At 53.5% G+C, this 24,589-nt stretch carries 19 protein-coding genes; 17 read left to right on the forward strand and 2 right to left on the reverse strand.

All coding sequences use genetic code 11. The features are described from left to right. The first annotated feature begins 113 nt into the window (after positions 1-113). The 3 genes from D8M41_RS03270 (at position 114) to D8M41_RS03280 (ending at position 2,335) form a co-directional block, all read left to right on the forward strand. Positions 114-674: a hypothetical protein gene (locus D8M41_RS03270; protein WP_238693460.1), complete on the forward strand. Its 561-nt coding sequence runs from the start codon at positions 114-116 to the stop codon at positions 672-674. 264 nt (positions 675-938) lie between these two features. Beyond that, positions 939-1,466 carry a hypothetical protein gene (locus D8M41_RS03275; RefSeq protein WP_174232405.1) on the forward strand — a complete coding sequence of 176 codons (528 nt, stop codon included), beginning with the start codon at positions 939-941 and terminating at the stop codon, positions 1,464-1,466. Between the two features lie 305 nt (positions 1,467-1,771). Next, the gene (locus D8M41_RS03280; RefSeq protein ID WP_126926384.1) at positions 1,772-2,335 is read left to right on the forward strand and encodes a hypothetical protein; all 564 of its coding nucleotides are present in this window, start codon (positions 1,772-1,774) and stop codon (positions 2,333-2,335) included. A 165-nt stretch (positions 2,336-2,500) separates the two neighbouring features. Here D8M41_RS03280 and D8M41_RS03285 read toward each other — a convergent pair whose 3' ends face one another. Further along, positions 2,501-2,890, reverse strand: coding sequence for a MerR family transcriptional regulator (locus D8M41_RS03285; RefSeq protein ID WP_126926385.1), 390 nt, complete (start codon positions 2,888-2,890; stop codon positions 2,501-2,503). Between the two features lie 204 nt (positions 2,891-3,094). On the opposite strand from D8M41_RS03285, the gene D8M41_RS03290 reads away from it, so the two are divergent. From D8M41_RS03290 to D8M41_RS03345, 12 genes are all read left to right on the forward strand, one after another. Further along, positions 3,095-4,135 carry a zinc-binding dehydrogenase gene (locus tag D8M41_RS03290; RefSeq protein WP_126926386.1) on the forward strand — a complete coding sequence of 347 codons (1,041 nt, stop codon included), beginning with the start codon at positions 3,095-3,097 and terminating at the stop codon, positions 4,133-4,135. 223 nt (positions 4,136-4,358) lie between these two features. Further along, positions 4,359-5,186, forward strand: a complete 828-nt coding sequence (locus D8M41_RS03295) for a type I restriction-modification system subunit M (RefSeq protein WP_238693461.1) — start codon at positions 4,359-4,361, stop codon at positions 5,184-5,186. A gap of 251 nt (positions 5,187-5,437) precedes the next feature. Next, the gene (locus D8M41_RS03300; protein WP_126926387.1) at positions 5,438-5,644 is read left to right on the forward strand and encodes a type II toxin-antitoxin system Phd/YefM family antitoxin; all 207 of its coding nucleotides are present in this window, start codon (positions 5,438-5,440) and stop codon (positions 5,642-5,644) included. 24 nt (positions 5,645-5,668) lie between these two features. After that, a complete protein-coding gene (locus D8M41_RS03305; RefSeq protein ID WP_126926388.1) occupies positions 5,669-8,338 on the forward strand; it encodes a type I restriction-modification system subunit M in 2,670 nt (889 codons plus the stop codon). A gap of 227 nt (positions 8,339-8,565) precedes the next feature. After that, entirely contained in the window at positions 8,566-9,525 is a 960-nt protein-coding gene (locus tag D8M41_RS03310) for a restriction endonuclease subunit S (RefSeq protein WP_161970768.1), read from the forward strand. Beyond that, the gene (locus tag D8M41_RS03315; RefSeq protein WP_126926390.1) at positions 9,522-12,674 is read left to right on the forward strand and encodes a type I restriction endonuclease subunit R; all 3,153 of its coding nucleotides are present in this window, start codon (positions 9,522-9,524) and stop codon (positions 12,672-12,674) included. The genes D8M41_RS03310 and D8M41_RS03315 overlap by 4 nt, the downstream gene beginning before the upstream one ends. Then, positions 12,667-13,413 carry a M48 family metallopeptidase gene (locus D8M41_RS03320; protein WP_126926391.1) on the forward strand — a complete coding sequence of 249 codons (747 nt, stop codon included), beginning with the start codon at positions 12,667-12,669 and terminating at the stop codon, positions 13,411-13,413. Before D8M41_RS03315 ends, D8M41_RS03320 begins: the two co-directional genes overlap by 8 nt. Continuing rightward, complete coding sequence (locus tag D8M41_RS03325; RefSeq protein WP_126926392.1) at positions 13,394-14,974, forward strand: ImmA/IrrE family metallo-endopeptidase; 1,581 nt, start codon at positions 13,394-13,396, stop codon at positions 14,972-14,974. Before D8M41_RS03320 ends, D8M41_RS03325 begins: the two co-directional genes overlap by 20 nt. Before the next feature lie 525 nt (positions 14,975-15,499). Continuing rightward, entirely contained in the window at positions 15,500-15,949 is a 450-nt protein-coding gene (locus tag D8M41_RS11750; RefSeq protein ID WP_202975989.1) for a hypothetical protein, read from the forward strand. Between the two features lie 229 nt (positions 15,950-16,178). Next, complete coding sequence (locus D8M41_RS03335) at positions 16,179-16,433, forward strand: hypothetical protein (protein ID WP_446737494.1); 255 nt, start codon at positions 16,179-16,181, stop codon at positions 16,431-16,433. Positions 16,434-16,556: 123 nt separating this feature from the next. Then, a complete protein-coding gene (locus D8M41_RS03340) occupies positions 16,557-16,823 on the forward strand; it encodes a hypothetical protein (protein WP_238693462.1) in 267 nt (88 codons plus the stop codon). A 261-nt stretch (positions 16,824-17,084) separates the two neighbouring features. After that, positions 17,085-18,797, forward strand: coding sequence for a formate--tetrahydrofolate ligase (locus D8M41_RS03345; protein ID WP_051121962.1), 1,713 nt, complete (start codon positions 17,085-17,087; stop codon positions 18,795-18,797). A gap of 874 nt (positions 18,798-19,671) precedes the next feature. On the opposite strand, the gene D8M41_RS03350 is transcribed toward D8M41_RS03345, so the two are convergent. Then, positions 19,672-20,445 carry an MBL fold metallo-hydrolase gene (locus D8M41_RS03350; protein ID WP_126926393.1) on the reverse strand — a complete coding sequence of 258 codons (774 nt, stop codon included), beginning with the start codon at positions 20,443-20,445 and terminating at the stop codon, positions 19,672-19,674. 188 nt (positions 20,446-20,633) lie between these two features. Between D8M41_RS03350 and uvrA the strand changes: the two genes are divergently transcribed. Together uvrA and D8M41_RS03360 are read left to right on the forward strand one after the other, a co-directional pair. Further along, the gene (gene uvrA / locus D8M41_RS03355; RefSeq protein ID WP_126926394.1) at positions 20,634-23,522 is read left to right on the forward strand and encodes an excinuclease ABC subunit UvrA; all 2,889 of its coding nucleotides are present in this window, start codon (positions 20,634-20,636) and stop codon (positions 23,520-23,522) included. Beyond that, the gene (locus D8M41_RS03360) at positions 23,519-24,541 is read left to right on the forward strand and encodes a GNAT family N-acetyltransferase (protein WP_126926395.1); all 1,023 of its coding nucleotides are present in this window, start codon (positions 23,519-23,521) and stop codon (positions 24,539-24,541) included. The genes uvrA and D8M41_RS03360 overlap by 4 nt, the downstream gene beginning before the upstream one ends. The last annotated feature ends 48 nt before the right edge of the window (positions 24,542-24,589 follow it).

Raw genomic sequence — 24,589 nt, forward strand, 5'->3', positions numbered from 1 at the left:
GGGCATTTCCCTGCTCGCTTTTACCATACTCACAGGATTTAAACCTTCAAATTAAGGTTTAGGAATATGTACTGTTAAAGTGCAAGTTATTTCGAGCGAAGGAGTTGATGCTCATGTTAAGGACCCGTCCCTCATCTGCCCGCCGTGCTGCCCTTCTTGGTGTGAGTACGGTAGTACTTGCGCTGGGTTCATCTGCTCTTGCAGTTCCTGGAGCATCGGCAGTAGACTCTTCGGCAAGTTCATCGTCCTCGGCAAGTGCTTCTGCTTCAGCGGATGCCTCTTCATCTGCTTCGTCTTCGGTACCTTCGAAAGATAATGGCTCTCCGAATGAGGGCGCCGAAGCTAAGCATGACGAGAATTTTAAGTTCTTGGAGTACGAGAACATCATCGACTGGACTGATTACAAGGTGACCGGCGAACACGAAATCACTTTTACCACCCTCACGGGTACCCCTAGGTGCTACGACGTCCGTGCGGAGGTTGTTGAGAAGGATGGCGTGATGAACGTTGCTCTAGTAGAGGGCACCATTCCTGGCGCACCCGATGCCTGCACCGCAGAGGCGCGCATTGCGAAGGTTAAGGTAAAGACGAAGGCTAAGGCTTCCACGCTTAAGGTGCAGCAGCTGCCTGAATCCATGGTGCGCCTCAATAAAGGAGCTATCCAAGGTGCTTAGGGGATTATGAGGAAACTGCCCTCAACTGTAGAGTCGGTTTTCTTGCTGTCTCTAAACAGTAGACCGTGGTGATTCCATCTTTGACTGATGGGACACCACGGTCTCCTTTAATAGCTGTGGATGAAAATAATATCGCAGCAGCAGGGTAGGGGACGGGAGGCTCAGCACCTTACTGAACATTTCTAATCTTTATCCCTTCACTTTAAGGTTGAGAAAATATTAGTCTTAGAGGAAGAGTTTTATACCCTGAAGGAGCTGATACTCATGTTGAAGACCCGTCCCTCATCTGCCCGCCGCACTGCTCTTCTTGGTGTGAGTGCGGTAGTGCTTGCGCTGGGTTCGTCTGCTCTTGCAGTTCCCGGGGCATCGGCAGCGACTCCTTCGTCCAGTCCGTCGTCCCAGGTGCCTTCGCAGGATGGGACCTCGTCAACTTCAAATAACTCACCGGTTGTGAGTGGCGAAGCTAAGCATGACGAGAATTTTAAGTTTATGCAGGATGAGCGTATTGCTAACTGGATCGAGTATCGGGTGACTGGTGAACATGAAATTACGTTCACTGTTATTACCGGAACCCCTAGCTGCTACGACGTCCGCGCGGAGGTCGTAGAAAAGAACGGTACGTTGAAGGTCGCACTGGTGGAAGGGACTATCCTTGGTGCTCCTGATGGGTGTACTGAGGAAGCGCTCTACAAGGATGTAAAGGTCAAGACTAAGGCTAAGGCATCTACGCTCAAGGTGCAGCAGCTGCCCAAGTCGCAAGTACATCTTAATAAGAAGATTACTCCTGCGTAAGGGCCTGAGCTGCAAAGCTCATTAAGGTAGGGGGAGTAAGTCGTAGGGCTGGCTCCTCTCTGCCTTTTATGCGCAGGCCGTGGTATCCCATCGTTGAGAGGCGGGGTGCCACGGTCTTCTTGACGCCTTCGGATAAAACGAAAAATAATATAATGCTTCGGAAGCGGCAATATGGCGGGTTCTTGCGAGCGTTAAACTTTCTCAGGGAACATGCGGCACATTCCCAGTATTTAACTCTTCACTTTAAGGTTAGGGAAATAATAATCTAAAACTGAAAATTTTCCATCCTGAAGGAGCTGATGCCCATGCCACAATCTCGTACTTCCTCCATCCGCTACGCTAGTCGAATCGGGATCGGTGCCCTGACTTTAGCATTAGGGTCCGCTGCATTGACCGCTCCCGCCGCTTCCGCAACTTCAGGGGACACAGCAACGGTAACGACGCAGCCTAGTGCTTCTGCAAGTACCGATGCTTCCACCGCCACTTCTTCACCGGCGGCACAGTCCTTTACCCCTATTCCCGTTGTCCCTTGGTCGCATACAGGCGATAGCGACGACGACTCCACGCGATTGTATAACGGGCATATCGTTAAATGGACTGGCTACCATATAACCGGTGAACACGAAATTACTTTCGACGCTCAAGTTAGCTCTTGCACGAGCCTGCACGCTAAAACTATTGAAGAAAATGGTGTGCTAAAAGTTGCCCTCATTGGCAGTAACCCCACCAGGCACACTGCATGTACCGCAGTTATGCGTCAGGAGCATGTGAAAGTTAAGACCACGGCAAACGCCAACACACTGCGGGCTCAGCCTCTTCACGTCTTGGCTGTAAACAACGGTGGGGAAGGTGGTAATACACCCCACTAGTTTATCGATATACCTGTGCCCAGTACGTACGGTGAATAGTTAGGGGCGAACACTTTACCCATATGCTCCGTATAGCGTGGCTGATTGATGCACAGTAGAGAAATATCGGGGCTCTCCTTCAATGGTGAACCCCGATATCTTTTGCGGAAGCTAATGCTGCACAGGCTATTGGGGACAGATGCGGGACTCATTGTTACTTTCGATCAGCTCCTGATAGAACATAATTTTCCGGTGCACAAAATCAACCCGTTGCTGTGCTTCAATAAGCTGCTGCTGGGCAATACGCGCATACTGCTCCACAATGCGCAACCGTTCGGGAGCTGTCTTACTTCCTTGACGCCCTAAATCTACATACGTCTTCACATCTGCAATGCTCATACCGCATTTACGTAGGCAATGGATAGTTTCGAACCAGCCAATGCATTCATCGGTAAAAACACGGTTTCCTTTCTCATCCCTCTGCACGGTGGGAATGAGGCCCTGGTCGGTGTAATAGCGTACCGTGTGGGGGCTTAGATTTACTCGTTCAGAAACCTCTTTGACCGTGTAGCTCATTCCTTCATTATTTCACGGACCTGCTGAATATAAGGGCCTGCAGCATCCCGTGCCTTTGCATGATACAGGTATGGTTCGCATTTAGAATGTGTTTTATATCGGGTTTGAAGGTTTAAGCTTGCCCTAGAGCAGCTCGAAGGACGTAGTCTTGTACAGCAATCAATAATAAACCGCTAAAACTAGCCGAGAGTGAGTAGTACACTAATGCGTTCAGTCATTATGGAAGAACCCGGTAAAGTCGTCGTAGAAGACCGCCCCATGCCCACCCTCCTAGAGTCCACGGATGCCATTATTAAGCTTGCCGCATCCTGCATCTGCGGGTCTGACCTGTGGCCCTACCGTGGTGCGCAGCCTGTAGACCACCAGCAGATGGGGCATGAATATATCGGTGAGGTTATTGAAGTTGGCGACGATGTTAAGACCGTCAATCCTGGCGATTTTGTCGTTGGTTCTTTCTGCATCTCATGCGGTGAGTGTGCAACCTGTCAGGATGGTTACCCGTCACGGTGCCTGAAAGCCATTGCTGCAGGCGATGGTTTCATTGGTATGCGCTCGAACGGTACCCAGGCGGAATACGCCCGTATTCCTTTCGCAGACGGCACTTTGGTTAAGACTCCCGCATACCCTACCGCAGAGCAGATTCCTCATCTGATGGCGGCATCCGATGTGCTGGGGACTGGCTGGTATGCAGCTGACGCCGCCAAGGCCGGCCCGGGTAAGGCTATTGTTGTAGTTGGCGATGGTGCCGTTGGTCTGGGCGCAGTTATTGGGGCTAAGCAGCTGGGCGCTGAGAAGATTATCATAATGTCTCGCAACCCCGAACGTCAGGCGTTGGCTAAGCAGTTCGGCGCAACCCACGTGGTGGAAGAACGCGGTGAAGAAGGCATCGCCAAGGTTCTAGAGCTTACTGACGGAGTAGGAGCGCACGGCGTGGTGGAGGCTGTTGGTACTCAGCAGGCCTTTGACCAAGCCCTCGGATGCGTACGCCACGGCGGCTACATCGGTTTCGTAGGCGTGCCCCACGACAGCTCGATCGGTACCGATGTGCTCTTCGGCAAACAGGTTCATCTTGAAGGAGGCCCCGCGCCGGTTCGTAAATACCTGCCGACCCTGATTGACCTGATTTACAAGGGTGAGATTGAACCCGGTAAGGTCTTCGACCTAGTATTGCCCATCGACGAAGCTCCCAAGGGCTATGAGGCAATGGATCAGCGTACCGCGACCAAGGTGCTGCTGACCTTCTAAACGGCAAAGTTTCTAAAGATATACTTCTTTGGAATATATCTGTAAGGGTGTCATCAGTGTCGTGTGACCATGCGCTGGTGGCACCCTTGATATTATGTGACGGTGGTAGGTGATTTACGGAGAGGACACCCGTATACTTGAAGAGTTGGTGTAGGAATGATGACGCAAATCCTTAACCACATATAGAATTTTTCCCAAACAATAGAAAAAGGACCCTTCTGCTATGACTGAGCAGATGAAGGACGTTTCCTCAGACGCGGAAAAATTGTCTGGGGGAGGGACTGAAAAAACTGGTTCTGCCACTAAGATAGTCCACAGTGGTGCCGCAGCAGTATCGGCAAACGAACATGCAGAGCTGCATCGTATTATATGGCGTATTGCTAATGACCTACGTGGTTCGGTGGATGGCTGGGATTTTAAACAGTTGGGCATGATGTTCTACCGGTTTATCTCTGAGAACCTGAGTGAATATAACAACAAGTATGAGCATGACGCTGGCGATCTAGATTTCGATTATGCGAAGTTGCATAATTCAGACATTGACCAAGATTTAGTACATGACATCATTGAAGAACGCGGATTCTTCCTGTTTCCTAGCCAGCTTTTTGAAAATGTGTACGCGCAGGCTCGTACCGATGAGAACCTGAATGAGACTTTTGAGAAGGTTTTCCAGGCGGTTGAAACCTCTACTAAAAATACGCAGAGTGAAAGAAATTTTGCGGGACTGTTTGACGATTTTGATGTGAACAGTAAGAAGCTAGGGTCGAGTGTTCAAGACCGGAATAAAACACTCTATAAACTCATGAGTGCTGTTGCTGAGATGAAGCTGGAAACAAGCTACCAGCAGAGCACTAACGATACTTTCGGTGATGCCTATGAGTACCTTATGGGTATATACGCCGCAAATGCGGGCAAAAGCGGCGGGGAGTACTACACTCCGCAGGAAGTGTCAGAACTTCTGGCTCGTATAGCAACCGATGGTAAAAAGTCGGTGGGGCGTGTCTATGAGCCAAAGACCTCGGATTTGATAAGACCTGCCCTCGCTGCTTAACCCCTGTTTACCAGGGGTTTGTTGTTTCTGGGGCGAGTTGCAGCTCCTGGTCAGCAGTATCTGGATGCCCCCATAGGGCTGTTCCACGCTGTAGAGTCGCGCCTCCAGCCAAGGAGAGGGTGTGGTTCGTCTCTCTCGTTGGCGAGTTCGGGTGGAGGGGGCGGCTTCGGTGGTACCATCTTTAGTAATTACTTTATGGGTTGCATTGTGCATTAGCTTCTGACTGTGGAACTGCGCTGAGAGGGGTCGATATGGGCGACAAGGCGGAGAAGACAACGATGGACTTCTATAACATGTCGGATTTCCTGCGTGGTCAGTCGTCGAAGATCATCACGAAGCTATCCGAGGAAGATGAGGTGGCTTTCGTTCTCAAGAACGGCAGACCGATGGCGGTGCTCATCTCTATCGACAGGTACGAACGGCTGATGGAGACCGGGATCGACATCACCGAGTACTAGAAATTTTCTACCGAGGGATCTTTGATGGCAGTGAAAAAGACAGAACTTTACTCCCTGTTATGGGAGGCGGCTAACAAGCTTCGTGGAGGTGTTGAGCCTGCCCGCTACAAGGACTACGTGCTGACCCTGCTATTCTTCAAGTACGTGTCCGACCGCTACAAGGGCCAACGCTACGGCGATTTCATCGTGGAAGAAGGCGCATCGTTTGATGACCTGATTGCCGCGAAGGGCAAGAAGGATATCGGTGAGCGCGTCGACAAGATCCTGTCCGCTTTCATGGAAGAGAACCAGCTCCAAGGATCCCTGCCAGAGGTTTCGTTCAACAACGAGGACGAACTTGGGCGAGGCAAGGAGCTCGTGGATAAGGTCACTGGCCTGATCGCGGTCTTTGAAAACCCGGCGATTGATTTCAAAACCAACCGCGCGAGTGGCGATGACATCATCGGCGACGCCTACGAGTACTTCATGATGAAGTTTGCCCAGGAATCGGGCAAGAGTAAAGGCCAGTTCTACACGCCTTCCGAGGTGTCACGGATCATGGCAAGGCTTGTGGGCATTTCCCGCATCGAGCCACGGCAGGGCCGCCCGTGGACGCTGTACGATCCAGCAGCTGGCAGTGGCTCCCTGTTGATCCGGGCAGCGGACGAGGCCCCAGTGAACCGCCAAGGCAATGCAATGGTGTCGATTTACGGTCAAGAGAAAGACAATGCGACGGCGGGTTTAGCAAAGATGAACTTGGTGCTTCATCAAAAGGGCACCGGTGAGATTAAAACGCACTCGACGCTGACATCTCCCCAATACCTTGACGAATACGGTCAGTTGCGCAAGTTCGACTTTATCGTGATGAATCCACCGTTCTCCGATAAGTCTTGGTCTGACGGGATTACGCCTGAGAACGATGTTTTCCACCGGTTCGATGGGTATGGGATACCGCCCGAAAAGAACGGTGACTGGGCCTGGTTCCTGCACGTGCTCAAATCGCTAACTGAGGATGGTAAGGCGGCGATTATCATGCCGCATGGCATCTTGTTCCGAGGCAACGCTGAAGAGACGATCCGCAAGCAAGTCCTGGCACGTAAGTACATCACCGGAATTGTTAGTCTGCCAGCGAACCTGTTTTACGGTACCGGCATTCCCGCGTGCATCGTCGTAGTCGACAAGGAGAACGCTGACGATCATGAGGGCATCTTCATGATCGATGCCAGCCAAGGCTTCAAGAAGGACGGCAACAAGAATCGCCTGCGCGAGCAAGATATCGAACGGATCGTCCAGACCTATAATCTGCGCCGTGAGATCGACGGTTACTCTCGCATGGTCAGCTACGAGGAGATGCTCGAAGACAACGGTGGCAATCTCAACGTTCCGCGCTATATTCAACGCCCGAGCACCGAGCTACCACAGGACATTGCCGCGCATCTGCAAGGAGGCATCCCAGCTGGAGACCTCGACTCGCTGGCCGCTCTCTGGCAGGTGGCACCAAACCTGAAACAGCGCGTGTTCGCTCAACAAGATTCAGGCCGGTTCACGTTGCTGCTCACTCCGGACGAACTGGCAACACGAATCATGGCGGACGAAATGCTCATCGCGCAAGAGACCGTCGAGGTCAGCGATATGCTGGCTTCCTGGGCTGAAGCGTGTGCCAAGCCTGCCCTGCTCGGGGTGAACCGTGATACCCATCCTCGTCTGATGATCCGCGAGGTTGGTGAAGAACTCCTAGACCATTACGTCGATGCGAAGGTTCTTGATCCGTACGACGTGTTCGACGTTGTCATGAACTACTGGAATGTACGCCTCCAAGATGATGTGTACATCATCAAGGCTTCCGGTTTCTTAGCTGGCCGTGAAGTGGAGTACGACTACAAGCAGAAGAAGACCGAAGACGGGCAGACAACTGATACCGGGCAGGTCAAAGGGTTCGAGGGGCTGCTGATCCCCGCTACCATCATCGAGGCTGAATACTTCCCGCAGGAACAGGCACAGCTCGCCGAGCTTGACCGTACACTGCTCGGCATTGAGGCTGACTTGGAGAGCCTCTTGGAGGAGCAGCCCGAAGAAGATAACGCGTTCGCCGAAGTCCTCAGCTCCACTGGCAAGGTCGTGGAGAAGGAACTCAACGCCAGGCTCAAGGCTCTCGACGACATGAAGCAGTCGCCGCAACTTGACGTCCTGGACGAGCTGACTGACACGTTCACGCAGAAGAATATGATTCGCGTCGACTGGCTGCTCGAGCAACACCCGGATATTGCCGCACTGGATCTGTACGGCAAGACCGGCAAGCCGATTAAGACGAAGCTCACGAAGGCACGTCAGGAACTGGCGAGATCCGCCCCGGTGCCGGAAGCCTACCAAGACGAGTATGACGTTCTCGCTGGTTATCGAGACAGGTTGGATCAAGTCAAGGCTTTGAGGAAGCAGGCCAAGGCGGCCCGTGACGAGCTCGGCCAGAAGGTGCTCGCCCGGTACGGTAAGCTCACTGAGGACGAGATCAAGCACTTGTTGTTTGACCGTAAATGGATGCCTGACCTGCAATCGGAGATCTCCAACATCTTCGATCAGCAGGTCACTTCCCACGCTACACGAATCGCTGACCTCGCCCGACGCTACGAGCGGACTCTGCCCGAGATCGAGGACGCCGTGGAGCGCTCCCGCGCCAGCGTGATGAGCAGCTTGGAAAGGATGGGCTACACATGGTGACGTACCCAAGTTCCTGGTCGGAGTGCCAGTTTGGAGCAGTTATTGACACAATAGAAGCTGGTGTCAGTGTGCGATCCTATGATTCATCAACCGCTCTTCCGGCTGTTCTCAAGACATCTGCACTCGGTAATGGCCGATTCGACTGCACACAAAGAAAGTCGATCGTTGCAGAGGATCTGTCACGAGCCCGAACCGAAGTGAGGCCTGACTCACTTCTCATAAGCAGGATGAACACTCCTGCGCTTGTCGGGATGGTTGGTTACGTTTCCCATGCTCCAGAGAGTGTTTTTCTTCCTGATCGTATTTGGAGAGTGCAAGGAAAACGTGTCAATCTTCAGTGGTTGGGTTACATGCTCTCTTCCACTGCACTTTCATCGCAAATACGTGAACTCGCAACAGGAACTTCGGGGTCAATGAAGAATATCCCGAAGCAGCGTCTTTTGGAGTTGACGATTCCAACTCCCCTACTTACTGAACAGCGGGCGATTGCTGAGGTGTTGTCTGGGTTTGATGAGCATCTGGCGAACCTGGATGAGCTGATCGCGAAGAAGAAGGCGATCCGTGACGGCTCTATCGAGGAACTTATCTCGGGTAACCGGCGATTGGAGGGCTTCACAGAGGATTGGGCATCCTACTCATTAGGAGAGATTGCAACCGTCCGCAGAGAGGTTCTGGAAGCCTCTATTCCAGACGTGGACATTGAGCTGGAGAACCTTCTTCCAAGAGAAGGAAGGCTCACTGGAGACATCTCCTATCGAACGGCAGCATCATTGGCTTTCTATTCAGGCGATGTTTTATTCGGTAGATTGCGCCCGTATCTTCGAAAGTACTGGCTAGCAGACCGTAGTGGTGTCAGGAGTGGTGAGATCTGGGCCCTGGTCCCAGGAGACGTAATCGTTCCGCTCTTCCTCTTTCATCTAGTACGTTCGAACCAATTCATTTCAGCCGCCAACCTCACCATGGGAACCAAGATGCCCCGAGCTGATTGGCAGCATATGAAGGATCGGGTTTTCCGCATCCCATCAATACGGGAACAAAATGCGATTGCCGCTAGCCTGTCCGCCCTAGACAATGAAATCGAAGCTCTCTCTGATGAGCGGGCGAAGGTTGAGCTCTTGAAGTTGGGCGCGATGGATGATTTGTTGACGGGGCACGTGCGCCTACCGATTGAGGAGAGAGCGGCATGAGCGTTGTAGTGAGTAGTGAGTTTCACGCGCAGAAGCGGTTGATCAAGGATTGCCTAATTCATGATCTGGGCTACAAGTACCTTGGGAACTTGCATGATCAGTCCAATAAGCCAGTCAATGACGAACACCTAGAGCTGTATCTCTACAGCCGTGGATATCCGAGGCTTGCCGTGGTTAAGGCCATCAAGGAGCTGAAGGACCTGACTGAGGATCGGGTGTCTTCGCTCTACGAGCTGAACAAGAAGATTTATTCGCTTCTGCGCTACGGCATCACCTATCGTGAGCCCGGCGAAAAGGATAAACGGCTTCACTACATTGACTGGGAACAGCCCGAGCTCAATCACTTCGCGGTCGCTGAAGAGGTCACGGTTCGTTACACGACTGGTAAGAAGTCTAAACGACCTGACATCGTGTTGTATGTGAACGGGATTGCTCTTGGCATGTTCGAGTTGAAGAAGTCTTGCGTAGAGGCTTCCCAAGGCATTCGCCAGCTGATCACGAACCAAAAACCTGAGTATATTTCTGGGTTCTTCACCGCTCAGCAGCTTTTGTTTGCCGGTAATGAGGCTCAAGGTCTCTTCTACGGAACTATCGAAACACCCGAGAAGTTCTATCTCCAGTGGCGTGAGGACCCCAAGGCTTCTGACGAAGCATCCATTGAGGTACGCCGTCTACACGACCAGACCAAGAATCCCCTGCAACATGGCGTTATCTCGTTGTGCGAGAAGCGCCGCCTGCTTCAGATCATCCACGACTTCGTCATTTTCGATGCTGGATTCAAGAAGGTTCCCCGGCCCAATCAGTTCTTTGCCAACCTGGCAGCTCGTCCCTTCATCGGGCGCGGTGAAGGCGGCATCATTTGGAACACACAGGGCTCGGGAAAATCGCTGATCATGGCCTGGCTGGCCAAGTGGATCATCGAACGCATCGACGATTCTCGCGTGGTAATCATCACTGACCGCGATGAGCTGGACAAGCAGATCCGGGACTTGTTCTTTGATATTGGAGAGAAGATTCGCCGCGCTACCAGCGGCGCTGATCTGCGAGAGATCCTGAATAAGTCAGAGGATAGGGTCGTGTGCTCTCTGATCCACAAGTATGGCCACAGTGCTGGCAAGGACTCGGACATTGAGGCATATCGGCGAGAGCTGCTGGATAGTCTACCGTCGGACTACCAGGCGAAGGGCCACATCGTCGCGTTCATCGATGAGGCACACCGCACCAATTCAGGGAAGCTACACGAGGCAGTTCGGCAGCTCATGCCCGGTGCGACACTTATCGGTTTTACGGGCACGCCACTGTTGAAGCGAGACAAAAAGACCACTTTGGAGATCTTCGGTCCTTATATTCATACCTACAAGTTCAACGAAGGTGTTGCTGACGGAGTTGTTCTCGACCTACGCTATGAGGCACGTGACGTTGATCAAGAGCTGTCCAATGAAGCAAAGGTTGACCAGTGGTTCGACAGTCGCACTGCTGGACTGACCGAGACGGCAAAAGACAAGCTGAAAGCGTCGTGGTCAACACTGAACAAACTCTATTCGTCAAAGGAGCGCCTGCAGAAGATAGTTTCCGACGTCATCTTCGACATGCAGACCAAGCCGCGCCTCAAACAAGATCGCGGCACTGCCATGCTTGTCGCAGGCAGTATCTACCAAGCGTGCCGTTACTGGGAATTGTTCCAGATGAGCGGCTTCAAGCGCTGCGCTGTCGTTACCTCATACGAGCCGACCGACGCGTCTGTTCGAACTGCTGCGACTGATCCCGATCAGGAAAGCGAGGACGAGTATAAAAAGCGCATCTATGAGCGCATGCTCGATGGCAAATCAGTTAAGGACTTCGAGGACGAGGCAAAGCGCCTGTTCAAGGACGAACCTGCACGTATGAAGCTGTTGATCGTTGTCGACAAGCTGCTCACTGGTTTTGATGCACCTAGTGCTACCTACTTGTACATCGACAAGTCCATGCGCGATCACGACCTGTTCCAAGCAATCTGTCGCGTGAACCGTCCTGATGACCCATCCAAGGACTATGGGTACATCGTGGACTACAAGGACTTGTTCCGTTCCATGCAGTCTGCGTTTGTAGACTACACGAGCGAAGCTTTTGATGGCTTTGCTCCCGAAGACGTGGAAGGGCTGATCAAACAGCGGGCCCTTGAGGCGAAAGCCAAGATGGAAGGTGCACGAGACTCGCTACGACAGCTCCTCTCTGAAGTCCCTGATCCGCGTGACGATGCTGCACATATTCAGTTTTTCTGCGAACCTCCTGCTGCCGAGGATGAAGCCGACGCTGACTCCCGTAAGCGCAATACCTTCTACGGCTTGGTCTCAGCACTGACACGTTCGTTCGCGGATTGTTCAGACCGCCTCGTTGAAGACTTCGCTTACACGGCACGAGACGTCGCGCAGATTCGTGCAGATGTGCACAACTACAACCAGTTGAAAGATGCTGTCATGTTGGCCGCCCAAGACTGGATCGATCTGCGTAGTTACCAAGAGGACATGCGCTTCATCTTGGACACATACGTCACCGCGCAAGACAGCACTCTCATCTCCAAGCTGGACGACACCCCGTTAGTAGAGCTGCTGCTCAACAACACCTCTACCACTCCAGTCGATTCGATCATGAATGCTGTCACGGGGGACGGCAATGCCAAAGCAGAGATCATTGATGCGAACTTGACCAGCGAAATCATTCGTAAAATGCCAATCAACAAGGCTTATTACGGCAGAATGTCTGAGCTGTTGAAGAAGATCATTGACGAGCGCCGTCTTGGCGCACTGTCGTATGCCGAATATCTGCGTCAAGTTACTGAACTCGCTCGACGCGTTCATAACCCGGAGGAAACCGAGAACTACCCAGAACAAATTCAGGATACTCAAGCAGGTCGAGCAATGTATGACTTCGTCTGTGAACAAGACGCACTTCGCGGAGCTAACTTAGGCGACCTTGCATTTGACCTTCATTACGGGATCATCGAATCTCTCGAGGATGGCTGGTTGGCAAACAGGCAAAAACAACAGCGCATTAAACATGCCATCGCCGTCACTTTGAGGGAATATAGGTGCCCAGCGGATCAGATCGACGGTCTTGTCGACCAGGTCTACGAAATGGCAACTAGGCAGGAAGAGTACTTCGATGACTAAAGAGGAGCTTCAAATCGGGAATGTTCCCGTGACGGTGCTTCGCAAACAAAATCTGAAGAACGTGTATCTGCGAATTCTGCCTCCAGATGGCCAGGTTACCGTGAGTGCGCCGTCATACGTGACGAACGCAGAGCTTTCCAATTTCCTCTTATCAAAGCTCCCCGACATTTATATGCGTCAAGAACGGATGCGATCACAACCGCGACAAACAGAACGAACCTACGTCTCAGGCGAAGCCCACTACCTCTGGGGCAAGCCGTACCGACTGCAAGTGGTCTACGCAGGAACACGTGCATCGGTTACGAAACGGGCTAGCAAGCTAGTTATGACAGTTCCGCAGGGTTACACGGTCGAACAACGTGAGCGCGTCATGACGGAATGGTACCGAGGTGAGCTTCGTCGAGTGCTTCAATCTGCTACTCGGCGTTGCATGCAGACTACCGGTATAGAGGCTGACGATTTTCGGATTAAGAACATGAAAACACGTTGGGGAACCTGTAATATTCCCCAACGCCGCATCTGGGTGAACCTCCAATTGGTGAAGAAACCACCTGAATGTCTCGATTACGTGCTCATCCACGAACTGGTCCACTTGGTTGAAGCAAACCACACCCACCGATTTCATGAGTGGGTGGAAAAGTACTGCCCTACTTGGCGAGAAGCTGAAAAGGCGTTAAAAGAGATGCCGTTGGACTACATCAACGAAGGAGAAACATCGGTTGCCAACAGCGACGCGTAGTCACTCTGATGTATTTGACCTCAACCCACGAACCGGTGCTCTAATCCTGGGAAAGAACCGGTTAGATGACTATGCCGAAAAGTACCTCACCGAGCATTATCCACAAGCCCTCGAAGCGCCCACGGCTATCCCCGTGGATGAACTTATCAAAGAAAGTGGCCTTCGGATAAAGAAGGCTTACCTATCTGCGAGCTCAGATGTGTTTGCCTGCTGTGTACTTGTTGACGGTGAGGTCACCACCTATGAACCCACTACTGGTCAGTACACTCAGACGTTTTACCCTGCAGGCACCATTGTGGTTGATCCTCAGTCAGAGTGGTCGATGGGTGAAGGAGCACGACGTAACGCTATCATGCACGAGATCCTGCATTGGGAGAAGGACCGCATATTCTTCGAAATCCATCATGCGCGTCTCGCTAGCGCAGGTGAAGCCATAGAACCGATGAAATCTCGGGTGTCCACTACGTTCTTCGAGCCTTCGGAAAAATCAAGGCGAAGGGAAACTGAGCTGCAATGGCTCGAGTGGCAGGCCCACCGTCTTGCGCCGCGGGTACTCATGCCCAAGTCCACGTTCACCAAGGCAGCCACCGAGGCTATGGACTCCTCACCTGAGGTGAGTTGTGGAGCCTTGTTGGATCAACTCGCTAGCCTCTACCAGGTCTCCCGTTCTGCTGTGAAGTACCGACTCCTCGAAGTGGGGCTAAAGAACCGTATCTCGAAGCTTCCCGAGTATGACTTGGTTTACGGATTCATGGGCGAAGGTACGGAGGACTTCATAGCAATCACTCACACTGACGCTGCCGTCCTGCTCAGTCAAAATCCCCGCTTACGCCAATGGGTGCAAGCAGGCGACTACATATTTGTTGAAGGCTACTTCGTCAGAAACACCACCAGATATGTGCGCGTCGATGCCCACGGCGCTTACCGGCTCAAGCCAGCTGCGAAGAAGAGCCCCAAGAAAGCCTTCTTGCGCATCCGATCGGTAATCACCAAAGACTATATAGGTCTCAATAGAGACCTCGACTCCCTGTTCCACTTAGAACACCGGTGCGGCGTTGACAAGCGCATCATTTACATCGACCCTGCCCACCAGGCCACGCCAGACGATCACGAGAATGAGAAAGTCTACGCGGCTGCCGCCAAGACGATGAGTGCCGCTTTTGAAGAAGCTGGCAAGCTTGACGACATCATTAACAATCGCCGCGCGTCTCTCTGCCAGGTCATTGCAGACCTTCTTGAGTATCGCGGTATCCGCTACCCGCAGACCTTCACCGAACGTACCGGCCTCTACGACGCGCTGTTCAACAAGATTCAGCACGACAAACTGACCACAATGAAGCGAGAGACACTGATGGCGATCGCTGTCGGCTTGGGCCTCAATGCGTACGCAACAATCAAACTCATGGAAAAATCTGGAATCCACCTGAGCCGAGACACCTCTCTCGACAACGTCTATCTATTCATGCTTGAACGGTTCCCGGGCATATCAATTCATGAGGCCAACGGCATCCTAGATGCCCATGGTCTTGAACTACTCGGAAGCAAATCCCGCTCCAGTTAAAACTCGAAAACTCCGCAATTCAGGATCAAGCCTCGCAAGGGGCTTTTTTCATACCCAAATGCTACACAAAACCTCCTGGCCAGGGGTTTTAATCCCGACTTTTCAAGTCAGGATATGCCGTTCAAAATCAAGCATCCTCAGTTGCATGAGTAGTACACCAATGGGTCGTGCGCCGCCCCTAACGCACCGTTCTTGCTTTTGACCTTCGAAAACCTTGGACGTCAACCAAGACGGATGAGTTCGGACGTACTGCGGTGGCCAACGCAGCCGAATCACCTCAAGAGAACCCACCTCACGCGTGGGACACCCTCCAGGACTTGTACATTCCTGGTTGTAGGCACATCTACTTTTCGCTAGTGGGACTTGTTCGGTAAACGCTCGACGGGTCACCTGACCGCCCCTTAGCTGGGCCGGTCAGGTGGCTCGTTTTGTTTTCGCCTAACCGCCACAGATTCCCACCCACCGACAGATCTCCAGACCTCGGCTTTATGCCGAAGAACGGAGACCAGCACCGTGAAGGTGACTGTGCGATACGAGGCACTCAACGCCCGTAACGAATCAACCAGCAAGACATTCGATATCGATTCCGGCGAGTTAGCGCTCATGATCGAGACCGATCGCCACGAACAAGCCCAGCAGGCGCAAAAACCAGTCGAGGATATCAAACCTCGCAATCCGCAACAGATCCTCGATGAACTATGGCGCGCTGAAGAAGCGATGAACCACCAGTTCCATCGCGGTGATCGAGGCAAGGGCAGGAAGGAGTGTACTTGTGGCGCTGGCTGCGGGGAGCGTCGCGGGTGCCGACTGCCATCGACCCACCCTTGGTCGTTGGATCAGATGCTCGAGATCGACCGTGACCCCACCACGTCGGGGCTCACACCGGAAGATGCGCTGATTGCCGCAGAGGAGGCCCGCAGTCATGCGGCTGATCTGGCGGCCATGCGTGCATGCGTGCAGCCATCGCCCAGCTAAGTGAGCGTCATCGGCTTGTCACCGATCTCATGATCCAGCAAGGCCTGAGTCAAGCCGACGTGGCTCGGCATCTGGGCGTAACGCGGGCACGGGGCTCGCAGCTATTCCGCGAGGTGAAGACGGTAGTAATCGATGCGGTCGAGGAATCACGGCTTAACAGTCGAGCCCGGCTCGGCAGTGGAGTGAAAGGACCAGCCGCAGGGGCAGGTCCCCAACCTAAGGAAAGCAGGTGACGGAAATGATCCAGCACAGGCTCAAGCTCCATATCTCCAAGGACATTCCGGCAGATCCGGGCATCGTGGCTACGAAGACGGTGCCTATCCGGGAACGCCTCATCCGGTTTCTGCTGGGCAACCGCCGCCAGGTCACTCTCGTGGTTCCTGGCGCTAGCGTCCGGCAGATTGACATCACAGAAACCGACGATGACCTCATGGCATTGACCGATGCGGTCGGTGTCACCCGGAGCGGTGGTGATGCCACGTGAACGTCACCGAAGCTAACCGCTACATCTAGGCGCTGAACCGGATCGCGGAGGGTGCCACGATGCTGGCCTCGGCGATCGAAGAAGCCGCATGAGAATCGTTCGAGGATCACCTAGGTATGTCGGGTGCTCGCCCAACCAGCACTGGAAGCTGCAGCGGAAGAGTACGAAGCGGCCCACCAGACGCCCGCCCCGGTACCGGCTCCGGCCCCGGAGGTTGTGCCGGTGACGTTGGAGCAGGTCCGCATGGTGCTGGCGCGCTTGTCGCAGGCAGGCCACACCGCGCAGGTTCGTGAGCTGATCCAGGCGGCTAGCGCAAACAAGCTCTCCGAGACTGACCCGTACAAGTATGGGCAGCTGCTGAAACAGGCGGAGGCGATCACCGATGCCTGACCAGCACGCACTGCTCAGTGCTTCGGGCGCGCACAAAGAAACGTGTCGAAAAAGCAACTCGAGGTCTGTACGAGCGGTTCCGTCCTTTCCTAGGACAGATAGGCAGGTGAACACTAACAGCACTAACGTGCTCGCAAGTGCCCTCTCTTGGGCCTGGAAGTAAGACAATGAGAATCTGCGAACATAGACAAAGATGGGTGACAATCCGTGAGCTAAAGCATAAAATGGGAAAGGAACTGTTGGCTACAACTGCAAAGGACGATGATGACCAAGCCTTTCCCTTCCGACCTTGAAATTGCTCAGGCAGCTACCCTTGAGCCGATCACCGAAATCGCCGCCGAAAACGGGATTAGTGCGGATCGTCTGGAACCCTACGGCAAGTATGTTGCGAAGGTTCTTCTGGACGAAACCACTAACGCGGAGACCGCACGTAAGCGCGGCTCCAAATACATTGTTGTAACCGCTGTGACCCCCACCCCGCTCGGTGAAGGTAAAACCGCTACTTCCGTATCACTGGCTCAGGGCTTCGCACAGACCGGACGTAAGGCGATGCTCACCCTGCGTCAGCCCGCCATGGGCCCCACCTTCGGTATTAAGGGTGGTGCAGCTGGCGGTGGCTACTCTCAGATCGTGCCCATGGAGAAGCTGAACCTGCACCTGACCGGCGACTTCCACGCTGTTACCGCAGCCCACAACTTGCTTGCCGCAATGATCGACAACCACCTGCACCAGGGGAACGACCTACGCATTGACCCGCGCGCTATCGAATGGCGCCGGGTCATTGACATTAATGACCGCTCCCTGCGGAACGTTGTAGTCGGGTTGGGCGAACGTATTGACGGCGTACCCCGCCAGACCGGGTTCGATATTACCAGCGCCTCCGAAATCATGGTGATTCTCTCCCTGGCAACCTCATTCAAGGATCTGCGTGAGCGCCTGGCGAAGATCGTTGTGGGCCTGAACTATGACGGTGAGGCTGTTACCGCCGCCGATTTGAAGGCTGACGGCGCCCTGGCAGTCATTCTGGCTGATGCCATTAACCCGAACCTGCTGCAGACTCTTGAGCACACTCCGGCGCTTATCCATGCGGGCCCCTTCGGTAATATCGCTACCGGTAACTCGTCAATCGTGGCGGACTATGTTGGTCTCGAATATTCGGATTACGTGATTACTGAGGCAGGCTTCGGCGCTGATATGGGCGCGGAGCGTCTCTTTAACGTTAAATGCCGTATCTCCGGGCTGAAGCCTGATGCAGCGGTTCTGGTTGTAACGGTGCGTGCCTTGAAGTCGCACTCCGGGCTGTACAAGATTGTTCCCGGTAAGCCTCTTCCCGACGGTATGCTGCAGGAAAGCCCCTCAGATGTTGAGGCAGGGGCTGCGAACCTGAAGAAGCACATTGAGATTGTGCGTAACTTTGGTGTGCAGCCTGTGGTCGCTATTAACGCGTTCCCCACCGACTTCGACTCCGAGCATGAGGCTATTCGCCGTATCGCTGAAGAAGCAGGTGCCCGTGTGGCTATTCACCGTGGCGTTGCCGAAGGCGGTAAGGGCACTGTCGATTTGGCGAATGTGGTTGCTGAGGCATGTGATGATGTTTCGGAGCTGAAGTTCACCTATGACCTTGAGGACTCGCTGGAAACGAAGCTGGAGAAGGTCGCTACCAAGGTGTACGGTGCTGACGGTATTTCGATTGCTCCCGCCGCCGCTAAGCAGCTTAAGCGTTTCGCTGATTTGGGCTACGGTAACCTGCCCGTGGTGATTGCCAAGACCCACCTGTCTATCTCTTCAGATGCTTCTCTGAAGGGCGCACCCACCGGCTGGACTTTGCCGGTGCGTGAGGTTCGTTTGGCAGCTGGTGCCGGTTACGTGTACGCAATTTGCGGTACGATGCGCACCATGCCCGGGTTGAGCAAGAGCCCCGCAGCTGAGCGCATTGGATTCGATGAAAACGGTACGATGGTTGGTCTCTCCTAAGAGGCAGTAGCAGCAGCGTACGTGCTGGTGAGCCCCGCATCTGGGTCAGAATATGACCCCAGATGCGGGGCTCAGTCTATAAAACTACATACGTGTAGTTTTCAGATGAGGTTTTTTGAAATGTTCCCCACGGGAAAAATAGCTGTTTTCGGAGGAATAAATAGGTGTCAATAGAGAATGTGTATTGATTGGCTGAGGCATGTATTGACTAGGGGATTTGGGGCGCAGATTCAGATGCTCTGGCAGACCCCTAAAAACAGACCAATTGTAACCGTGCGGCACCTTAAATTTGCTGATTTTCAGGTTGTCGGATCGGAATTTTTAAAGGTTGTGTTTAGCTTGATAAAAATACTGACAATTTATACTGCTGGTTCAAAAACCGCGATATACTGGGCGTTTCCGGGGGATGGTGACGTGGAAAGAGGTGGTTCCAAATCTTGAAGGAATCACAATAGGCTGTCGAACAAGGCGAATACACGCCAAAAAAATTTACATGATTTAGGTCACTAAAAAATTGCCAATAATCAAATTGGTACTTAAAAAACCTTGTTATGGACAGGGTGAATATAACGAAACGGTTACAAACTCTGTCTATGGGTCATGGGCCTGCCAATCGGGGCAAAACACCCCAAAAAAAGCGCCCAAAATTCATATACACTTATGTCATCAGGTAATCGTAGGTTTTGAATAGATCTTTGGATTGCTTGTGTTTGAGCTGAGTGATAGATGTGTTCTACGCATCGAGAAACGACCACGCTAAGGTAGCGTGGTCGTTTCTTTTTGTGTTCGGTAGGAGCGCAATGATGCACAATAGAGAAGAACTTAGGCATTAGACTCTAATCGCGCACTGCGTAACAGATTATCTGCCGACTTCCTACCAGCCCCGTTCGCCCCATTCCTCCAGATGGGGGCGTTCCTCGCCAAGAGTTGTGGAACGTCCATGACCAGGAAGCACAATCGTGTCGTCATCAAAAGCGCCGAAAAGTTTCTCCAGGACGTTTGCGAAAAGCTCGCCAAACTGCTGCCGAGAATCCGTCTTGCCAACACCACCTGGAAAAAGTGCGTCCCCGGTAAATAAGAGCGTGGCGGGCGAACCATCTTCCCACACGCTTTCAAGAACATACACGATCGACCCAGGGGTGTGCCCAGGAACTGAGATAGTCCGAACCACAGTATCGCTGCCATAAAAATCGAATGTCTCACCACCCATTAGCGACTCTTCCACCTTAAAGCCTTCCAGCTCGTGAATCGCTTCAATGTCCTCCGCGCCAGCTGAGGTGATGGCTCCAGTGAACTTCTCAAGACCGTTAATCGCTCGAATATGGTCCCAATGCCCGTGGGTTACTACAATGCTCGTTACGCCAATCGCACGTTGCCGCACCGCCTCAAAATCGGCCTCAGACTCTATGACGCGCACGCGATGATCCTGTGCATCAGTCAGCTCGAGATGAGGGCAGTCATGTAGCAGCGCGTCTAGGGTAAACGCATAGAGAGCTTCGGCGTCATCTGCGGGGTCTATGAGCAGTTGTTCACCGGAGCGGCGCATCGTCAGCAGGTAGACGCTATTGTCCATTTCAGAAACGCTCAATGCGCGGACCGTGAATTCAGGATTCTCAAACAGCAGTGTGGATTCGGGATAAGTACTCATACTTTTAAGTGTAGGGGAGGTGTGTATAAGGTACTGAGGGCTCTTGAGCTTGGGGCAGAACCACGCATCACTGTATATACCTACGAACGTATGAGTTTCTCACGGGCTCTTCCGCCCGTATCGAAATACCCCGTGACCAGGACAAAGGCTGATAGAATATTATTTCGATAGTAACGGAAGGATAGCCGATGTCCCCTCGCCCCGGCACCAGCGTGCCTGCTGCACCGCGCGCTAACGATCTAAGCAGTATTCGTGTGCAGGGAGCACGCGAGAACAACCTTAAAAATGTAGACCTTACCATTCCACGCGATGCGATGGTCGTCTTTACCGGGCTATCAGGGTCCGGAAAATCCTCGCTGGCCTTCGACACGATCTTCGCAGAGGGACAACGCCGATACGTCGAATCGCTCTCTTCATATGCCCGCATGTTCCTAGGGCAGGTGGACAAACCGGATGTAGACTTCATCGAAGGGCTCTCACCCGCTGTGTCTATCGACCAGAAATCTACCTCAAAAAACCCGCGTTCTACTGTAGGAACCATCACCGAAATCTACGACTATATGCGTCTGCTGTGGGCGCGTGTAGGGCATGCCCACTGCCCAGAATGCGGTGAAGAAATAACTAAACAAACCCCGCAGCAGATCGTTGATACCCTCATGGGGTACCCTGAGCGTACCCGCGTGCAGGTGCTTGCCCCCGTCGTATCTGCACGCAAAGGGGAGTTCGTCGATCTTTTCAAAGACCTGCTAACCCAAGGGTACTCACGCGCCCGAGTAGACGGGCAAACAGTGCAGCTTTCCGACCCCCCGAAACTGGCTAAACAGTACAAACACACGATCGAGGTGGTCGTTGACCGCATCGTCATTAAAGACGGCATTAACCAGCGCCTGACTGACTCGGTGGAAACCGCACTACGGCTTGCCGACGGGCGTTTACTTATCGATTTTGTAGATGATGCGGAAGACAGCCCCGAGCGTACCCGCAGTTTCAGCGAAAACCTAGCTTGCCCCAATAACCACCCCCTGCAAATCGACACAATTGAGCCGCGCGCCTTCTCGTTTAACTCCCCGTTTGGTGCCTGCCAAGCGTGCGACGGTATCGGCTCCCGTCTCGAAGTGGACGAAGAGCTGCTGATCCCCAACCCCGAGCTGAGCCTCGGCGAAGGCGCTATTGCGCCCTGGTCACAGGGCAAAGCAACCACCGAATACTGGTTACGTCTGCTCGCCGGTCTGGGCGAAGAACTTGGGTTTGACCTTAACACCCCATGGAATAAGCTATCCGCCAAAGTGCAGAAAGCGATCCTGAGCGGAAAAGATTTTAAAGTCGAAGTCTCATACCGTAACCGATTCGGGCGCGAACGCCGCTACACCAGCGGATTTGAAGGGGTCAAAGCCTACATTAAACGCAAACATGCAGAGACTGAGTCAGACTTCGCGCGTGACCGCTACGAACAGTACATGCGTCAGGTGGCGTGCCCCAGCTGCCGCGGGGCGCGTCTGAATCCCACTATCCTAGGGGTAAAAGTTGGGCAGAAATCCATTGCGGAAGTAACCGAACTGCCCCTGCGCACAGCCCTAGAGTTCATGCGCGGACTGACCCTTAGCGAACGTGAAATGAAAATCGCTGAGCAGGTGCTTAAAGAGATCGACGCGCGTCTGCAATTCCTGCTGGACGTGGGCCTTGATTACCTGACCCTTTCACGCGCCGCTGGCACGCTCTCCGGCGGCGAAGCGCAACGCATCCGTTTAGCCACCCAGATCGGTTCCGGACTGGTTGGTGTGCTCTACGTATTGGACGAGCCTTCCATCGGTTTGCACCAGCGGGATAACCGGCGCCTGATTGACACCCTGACGAAGCTTCGGGATATGGGCAATACCCTGATTGTGGTGGAGCACGATGAAGATACCATGCGTGAGGCAGACTGGATAGTGGACGTTGGCCCCGGCGCAGGTGAGCACGGGGGACAGGTGGTGCACTCAGGCACATACGATGAGCTCCTCAAGAATAAGCGCTCGATCACGGGTGACTATATGGCGGGCCGCCGTGAGATTGAGGTACCTGCAACACGTCGGCCGGTGGATAAGAAACGACGTGTGAAAGTGTTCGGTGCGCGCGAAAATAACCTCAAGAATGTGGATGTGGTTTTCCCGTTGGGTGTTTTTACCGCCGTCACTGGAGTGTCTGGGTCGGGGAAATCCACTCTGGTGAACGACATCCTGTACACCTCACTGGCCAATAAACTCAACGGCGCGAAACAAGTGCCGGGGCGCCACAGGAAAATTGAGGGGCTTGAACACCTCGATAAAGTGATTCATGTGGATCAGTCCCCGATTGGGCGCACCCCGCGGTCAAACCCCGCAACCTACACGGGCGTATTTGATAATATTCGTAAGCTTTTTGCCGAAACAAACGAGGCAAAAATACGGGGGTATACCCCTGGGCGTTTTTCGTTTAATGTCAAGGGCGGCAGGTGCGAGACTTGTTCAGGCGACGGCACGCTCAAGATTGAGATGAACTTCCTGCCGGATGTGTACGTACCGTGCGAGACCTGCCACGGCAAACGTTACAACCGTGAGACCCTTGAGGTGCACTACAAGGGTAAAACTATCGCCGATGTGCTTGAAATGCCGGTAGAGGAAGCCGCCGAGTTTTTTGCGGCTTTTACCCCTATCGCCCGGCATTTAAATACCCTGGTGGATGTTGGTCTAGGGTATATCCGGTTGGGGCAGCCTGCCACTACGTTGTCGGGCGGTGAAGCGCAGCGTGTGAAACTGGCGGCCGAGCTGCAGAAACGTTCTAATGGTCGTTCTATCTATGTGTTGGATGAGCCGACTACCGGGCTGCATTTTGAGGATATCCGGAAGCTGCTGGCGGTTCTGCAGTCGCTTGTCAATAAGGGCAACACTGTTATCACTATTGAACATAACCTTGATGTGATTAAATGCGCTGACTGGATTATTGATATGGGGCCGGAAGGCGGCGATGGCGGGGGTACCGTAATTGCCGAAGGAACCCCCGAGTCTGTGGCTGGGGTCGCTTCCTCACACACCGGCCGTTTTATCCAGGAGGTTTTGTGAACGCCGCACATGCACGTGGTGCCGTCACCACACGCGACCGTGCCCGGCATATGATCGCCGCCCAGTTAGAAGCCGATTTTTGTTTGCCGCACGGTTCAGTCGCTAAGGCTCACGGACAGGGGACAGGGCTACTCGCGCAGCTGCAGCTGCCAGCGGATAAGATGGGCTCATCCCGCCGCCGCAACGACGATATTTGGGAACTACGAGTCGCTAACTATGCCGGGGTGGGGCTATTGTGCGCAAAGCACCCGCGGGTGCTTGAAAAAGCCCGCGAGTATATGGCGGGAGATAACCCAAACTGGCTGGGTGATTACGCCCAGCTACGCCAGCTTAACGAGCTTCTGACCCCCTACAGCCAGCAGGTGAGCGGAACCAGCATCTACTACACGCCCACGCGTGCGCTGCTGGAGTCAGTAGTACCTGAAAATCTTCCCGCGCAGGAAGTGAAATGTGCTGTTCCGGGGATCGGCATGATGCGCCGTGTTGATAGCGCATCTCTTTGCCATGCACTATACGATCAGGTCGCGGGGGAGCACACTATTGTAACCGCCCCCAATGCTTCAGCGGCAGCTATCGAAACCAGCCCGGAAGATACTGCGGGCACCAAGCTGCCGGTGCGGTTTGAGTTTTTAACCCCGCAACAGTGCGAGCGTTTTCGCGGGGATACCCGGTACGCAAACGCCCTGGGATTCAGCTGCCGCCGCCCCGACGTAACAGTACTAGCCGCATACGGGGTGGAGACGGAGGCAACCGATCCGATTGCTCTGGTAGGTGCAAGTGATGACTCACCGCTCATGCGTCAAATAGGTGTGGATGTGCTTCCAGAATTTCGGCACTACGGGTTGGCTTCACGGATGATCCGTGAGGTGGCTCGTATTGTACTCGCAGAAGGGTACCTGCCGTTTTACGGGACAAGCCCATCGCACATACTGTCACAACGCACCGCAGCGGCGGCTGGTCTAACCCCCACCTGGTGGGAATTTGTCTCAACCAGCCTGCACGATATGCCGGTAGACTAAACGAGACGGAAATACTTATTAGGCGCACGCGTTATATGGTGCGGATGG

The organism is Rothia sp. HSID18069 (genome assembly GCF_003989155.1).
In the GTDB taxonomy this organism is placed as follows: Bacteria; Actinomycetota; Actinomycetes; order Actinomycetales; family Micrococcaceae; genus Rothia; species Rothia aeria.

Excerpts from the sequence above, each read along its gene's own strand:
- D8M41_RS03270 (WP_238693460.1), top strand. The coding sequence starts at position 114 with ATGTTAAGGACCCGTCCCTCATCTGCCCGCCGTGCTGCCCTTCTTGGT.
- D8M41_RS03275 (WP_174232405.1), top strand. The coding sequence starts at position 939 with ATGTTGAAGACCCGTCCCTCATCTGCCCGCCGCACTGCTCTTCTTGGT.
- D8M41_RS03280 (WP_126926384.1), top strand. The coding sequence starts at position 1,772 with ATGCCACAATCTCGTACTTCCTCCATCCGCTACGCTAGTCGAATCGGG.
- D8M41_RS03285 (WP_126926385.1), bottom strand. The coding sequence starts at position 2,890 with ATGAGCTACACGGTCAAAGAGGTTTCTGAACGAGTAAATCTAAGCCCC.
- D8M41_RS03290 (WP_126926386.1), top strand. The coding sequence starts at position 3,095 with ATGCGTTCAGTCATTATGGAAGAACCCGGTAAAGTCGTCGTAGAAGAC.
- D8M41_RS03295 (WP_238693461.1), top strand. The coding sequence starts at position 4,359 with ATGACTGAGCAGATGAAGGACGTTTCCTCAGACGCGGAAAAATTGTCT.
- D8M41_RS03300 (WP_126926387.1), top strand. The coding sequence starts at position 5,438 with ATGGGCGACAAGGCGGAGAAGACAACGATGGACTTCTATAACATGTCG.
- D8M41_RS03305 (WP_126926388.1), top strand. The coding sequence starts at position 5,669 with ATGGCAGTGAAAAAGACAGAACTTTACTCCCTGTTATGGGAGGCGGCT.
- D8M41_RS03310 (WP_161970768.1), top strand. The coding sequence starts at position 8,566 with ATGAACACTCCTGCGCTTGTCGGGATGGTTGGTTACGTTTCCCATGCT.
- D8M41_RS03315 (WP_126926390.1), top strand. The coding sequence starts at position 9,522 with ATGAGCGTTGTAGTGAGTAGTGAGTTTCACGCGCAGAAGCGGTTGATC.
- D8M41_RS03320 (WP_126926391.1), top strand. The coding sequence starts at position 12,667 with ATGACTAAAGAGGAGCTTCAAATCGGGAATGTTCCCGTGACGGTGCTT.
- D8M41_RS03345 (WP_051121962.1), top strand. The coding sequence starts at position 17,085 with ATGATGACCAAGCCTTTCCCTTCCGACCTTGAAATTGCTCAGGCAGCT.
- D8M41_RS03350 (WP_126926393.1), bottom strand. The coding sequence starts at position 20,445 with ATGAGTACTTATCCCGAATCCACACTGCTGTTTGAGAATCCTGAATTC.
- uvrA (WP_126926394.1), top strand. The coding sequence starts at position 20,634 with ATGTCCCCTCGCCCCGGCACCAGCGTGCCTGCTGCACCGCGCGCTAAC.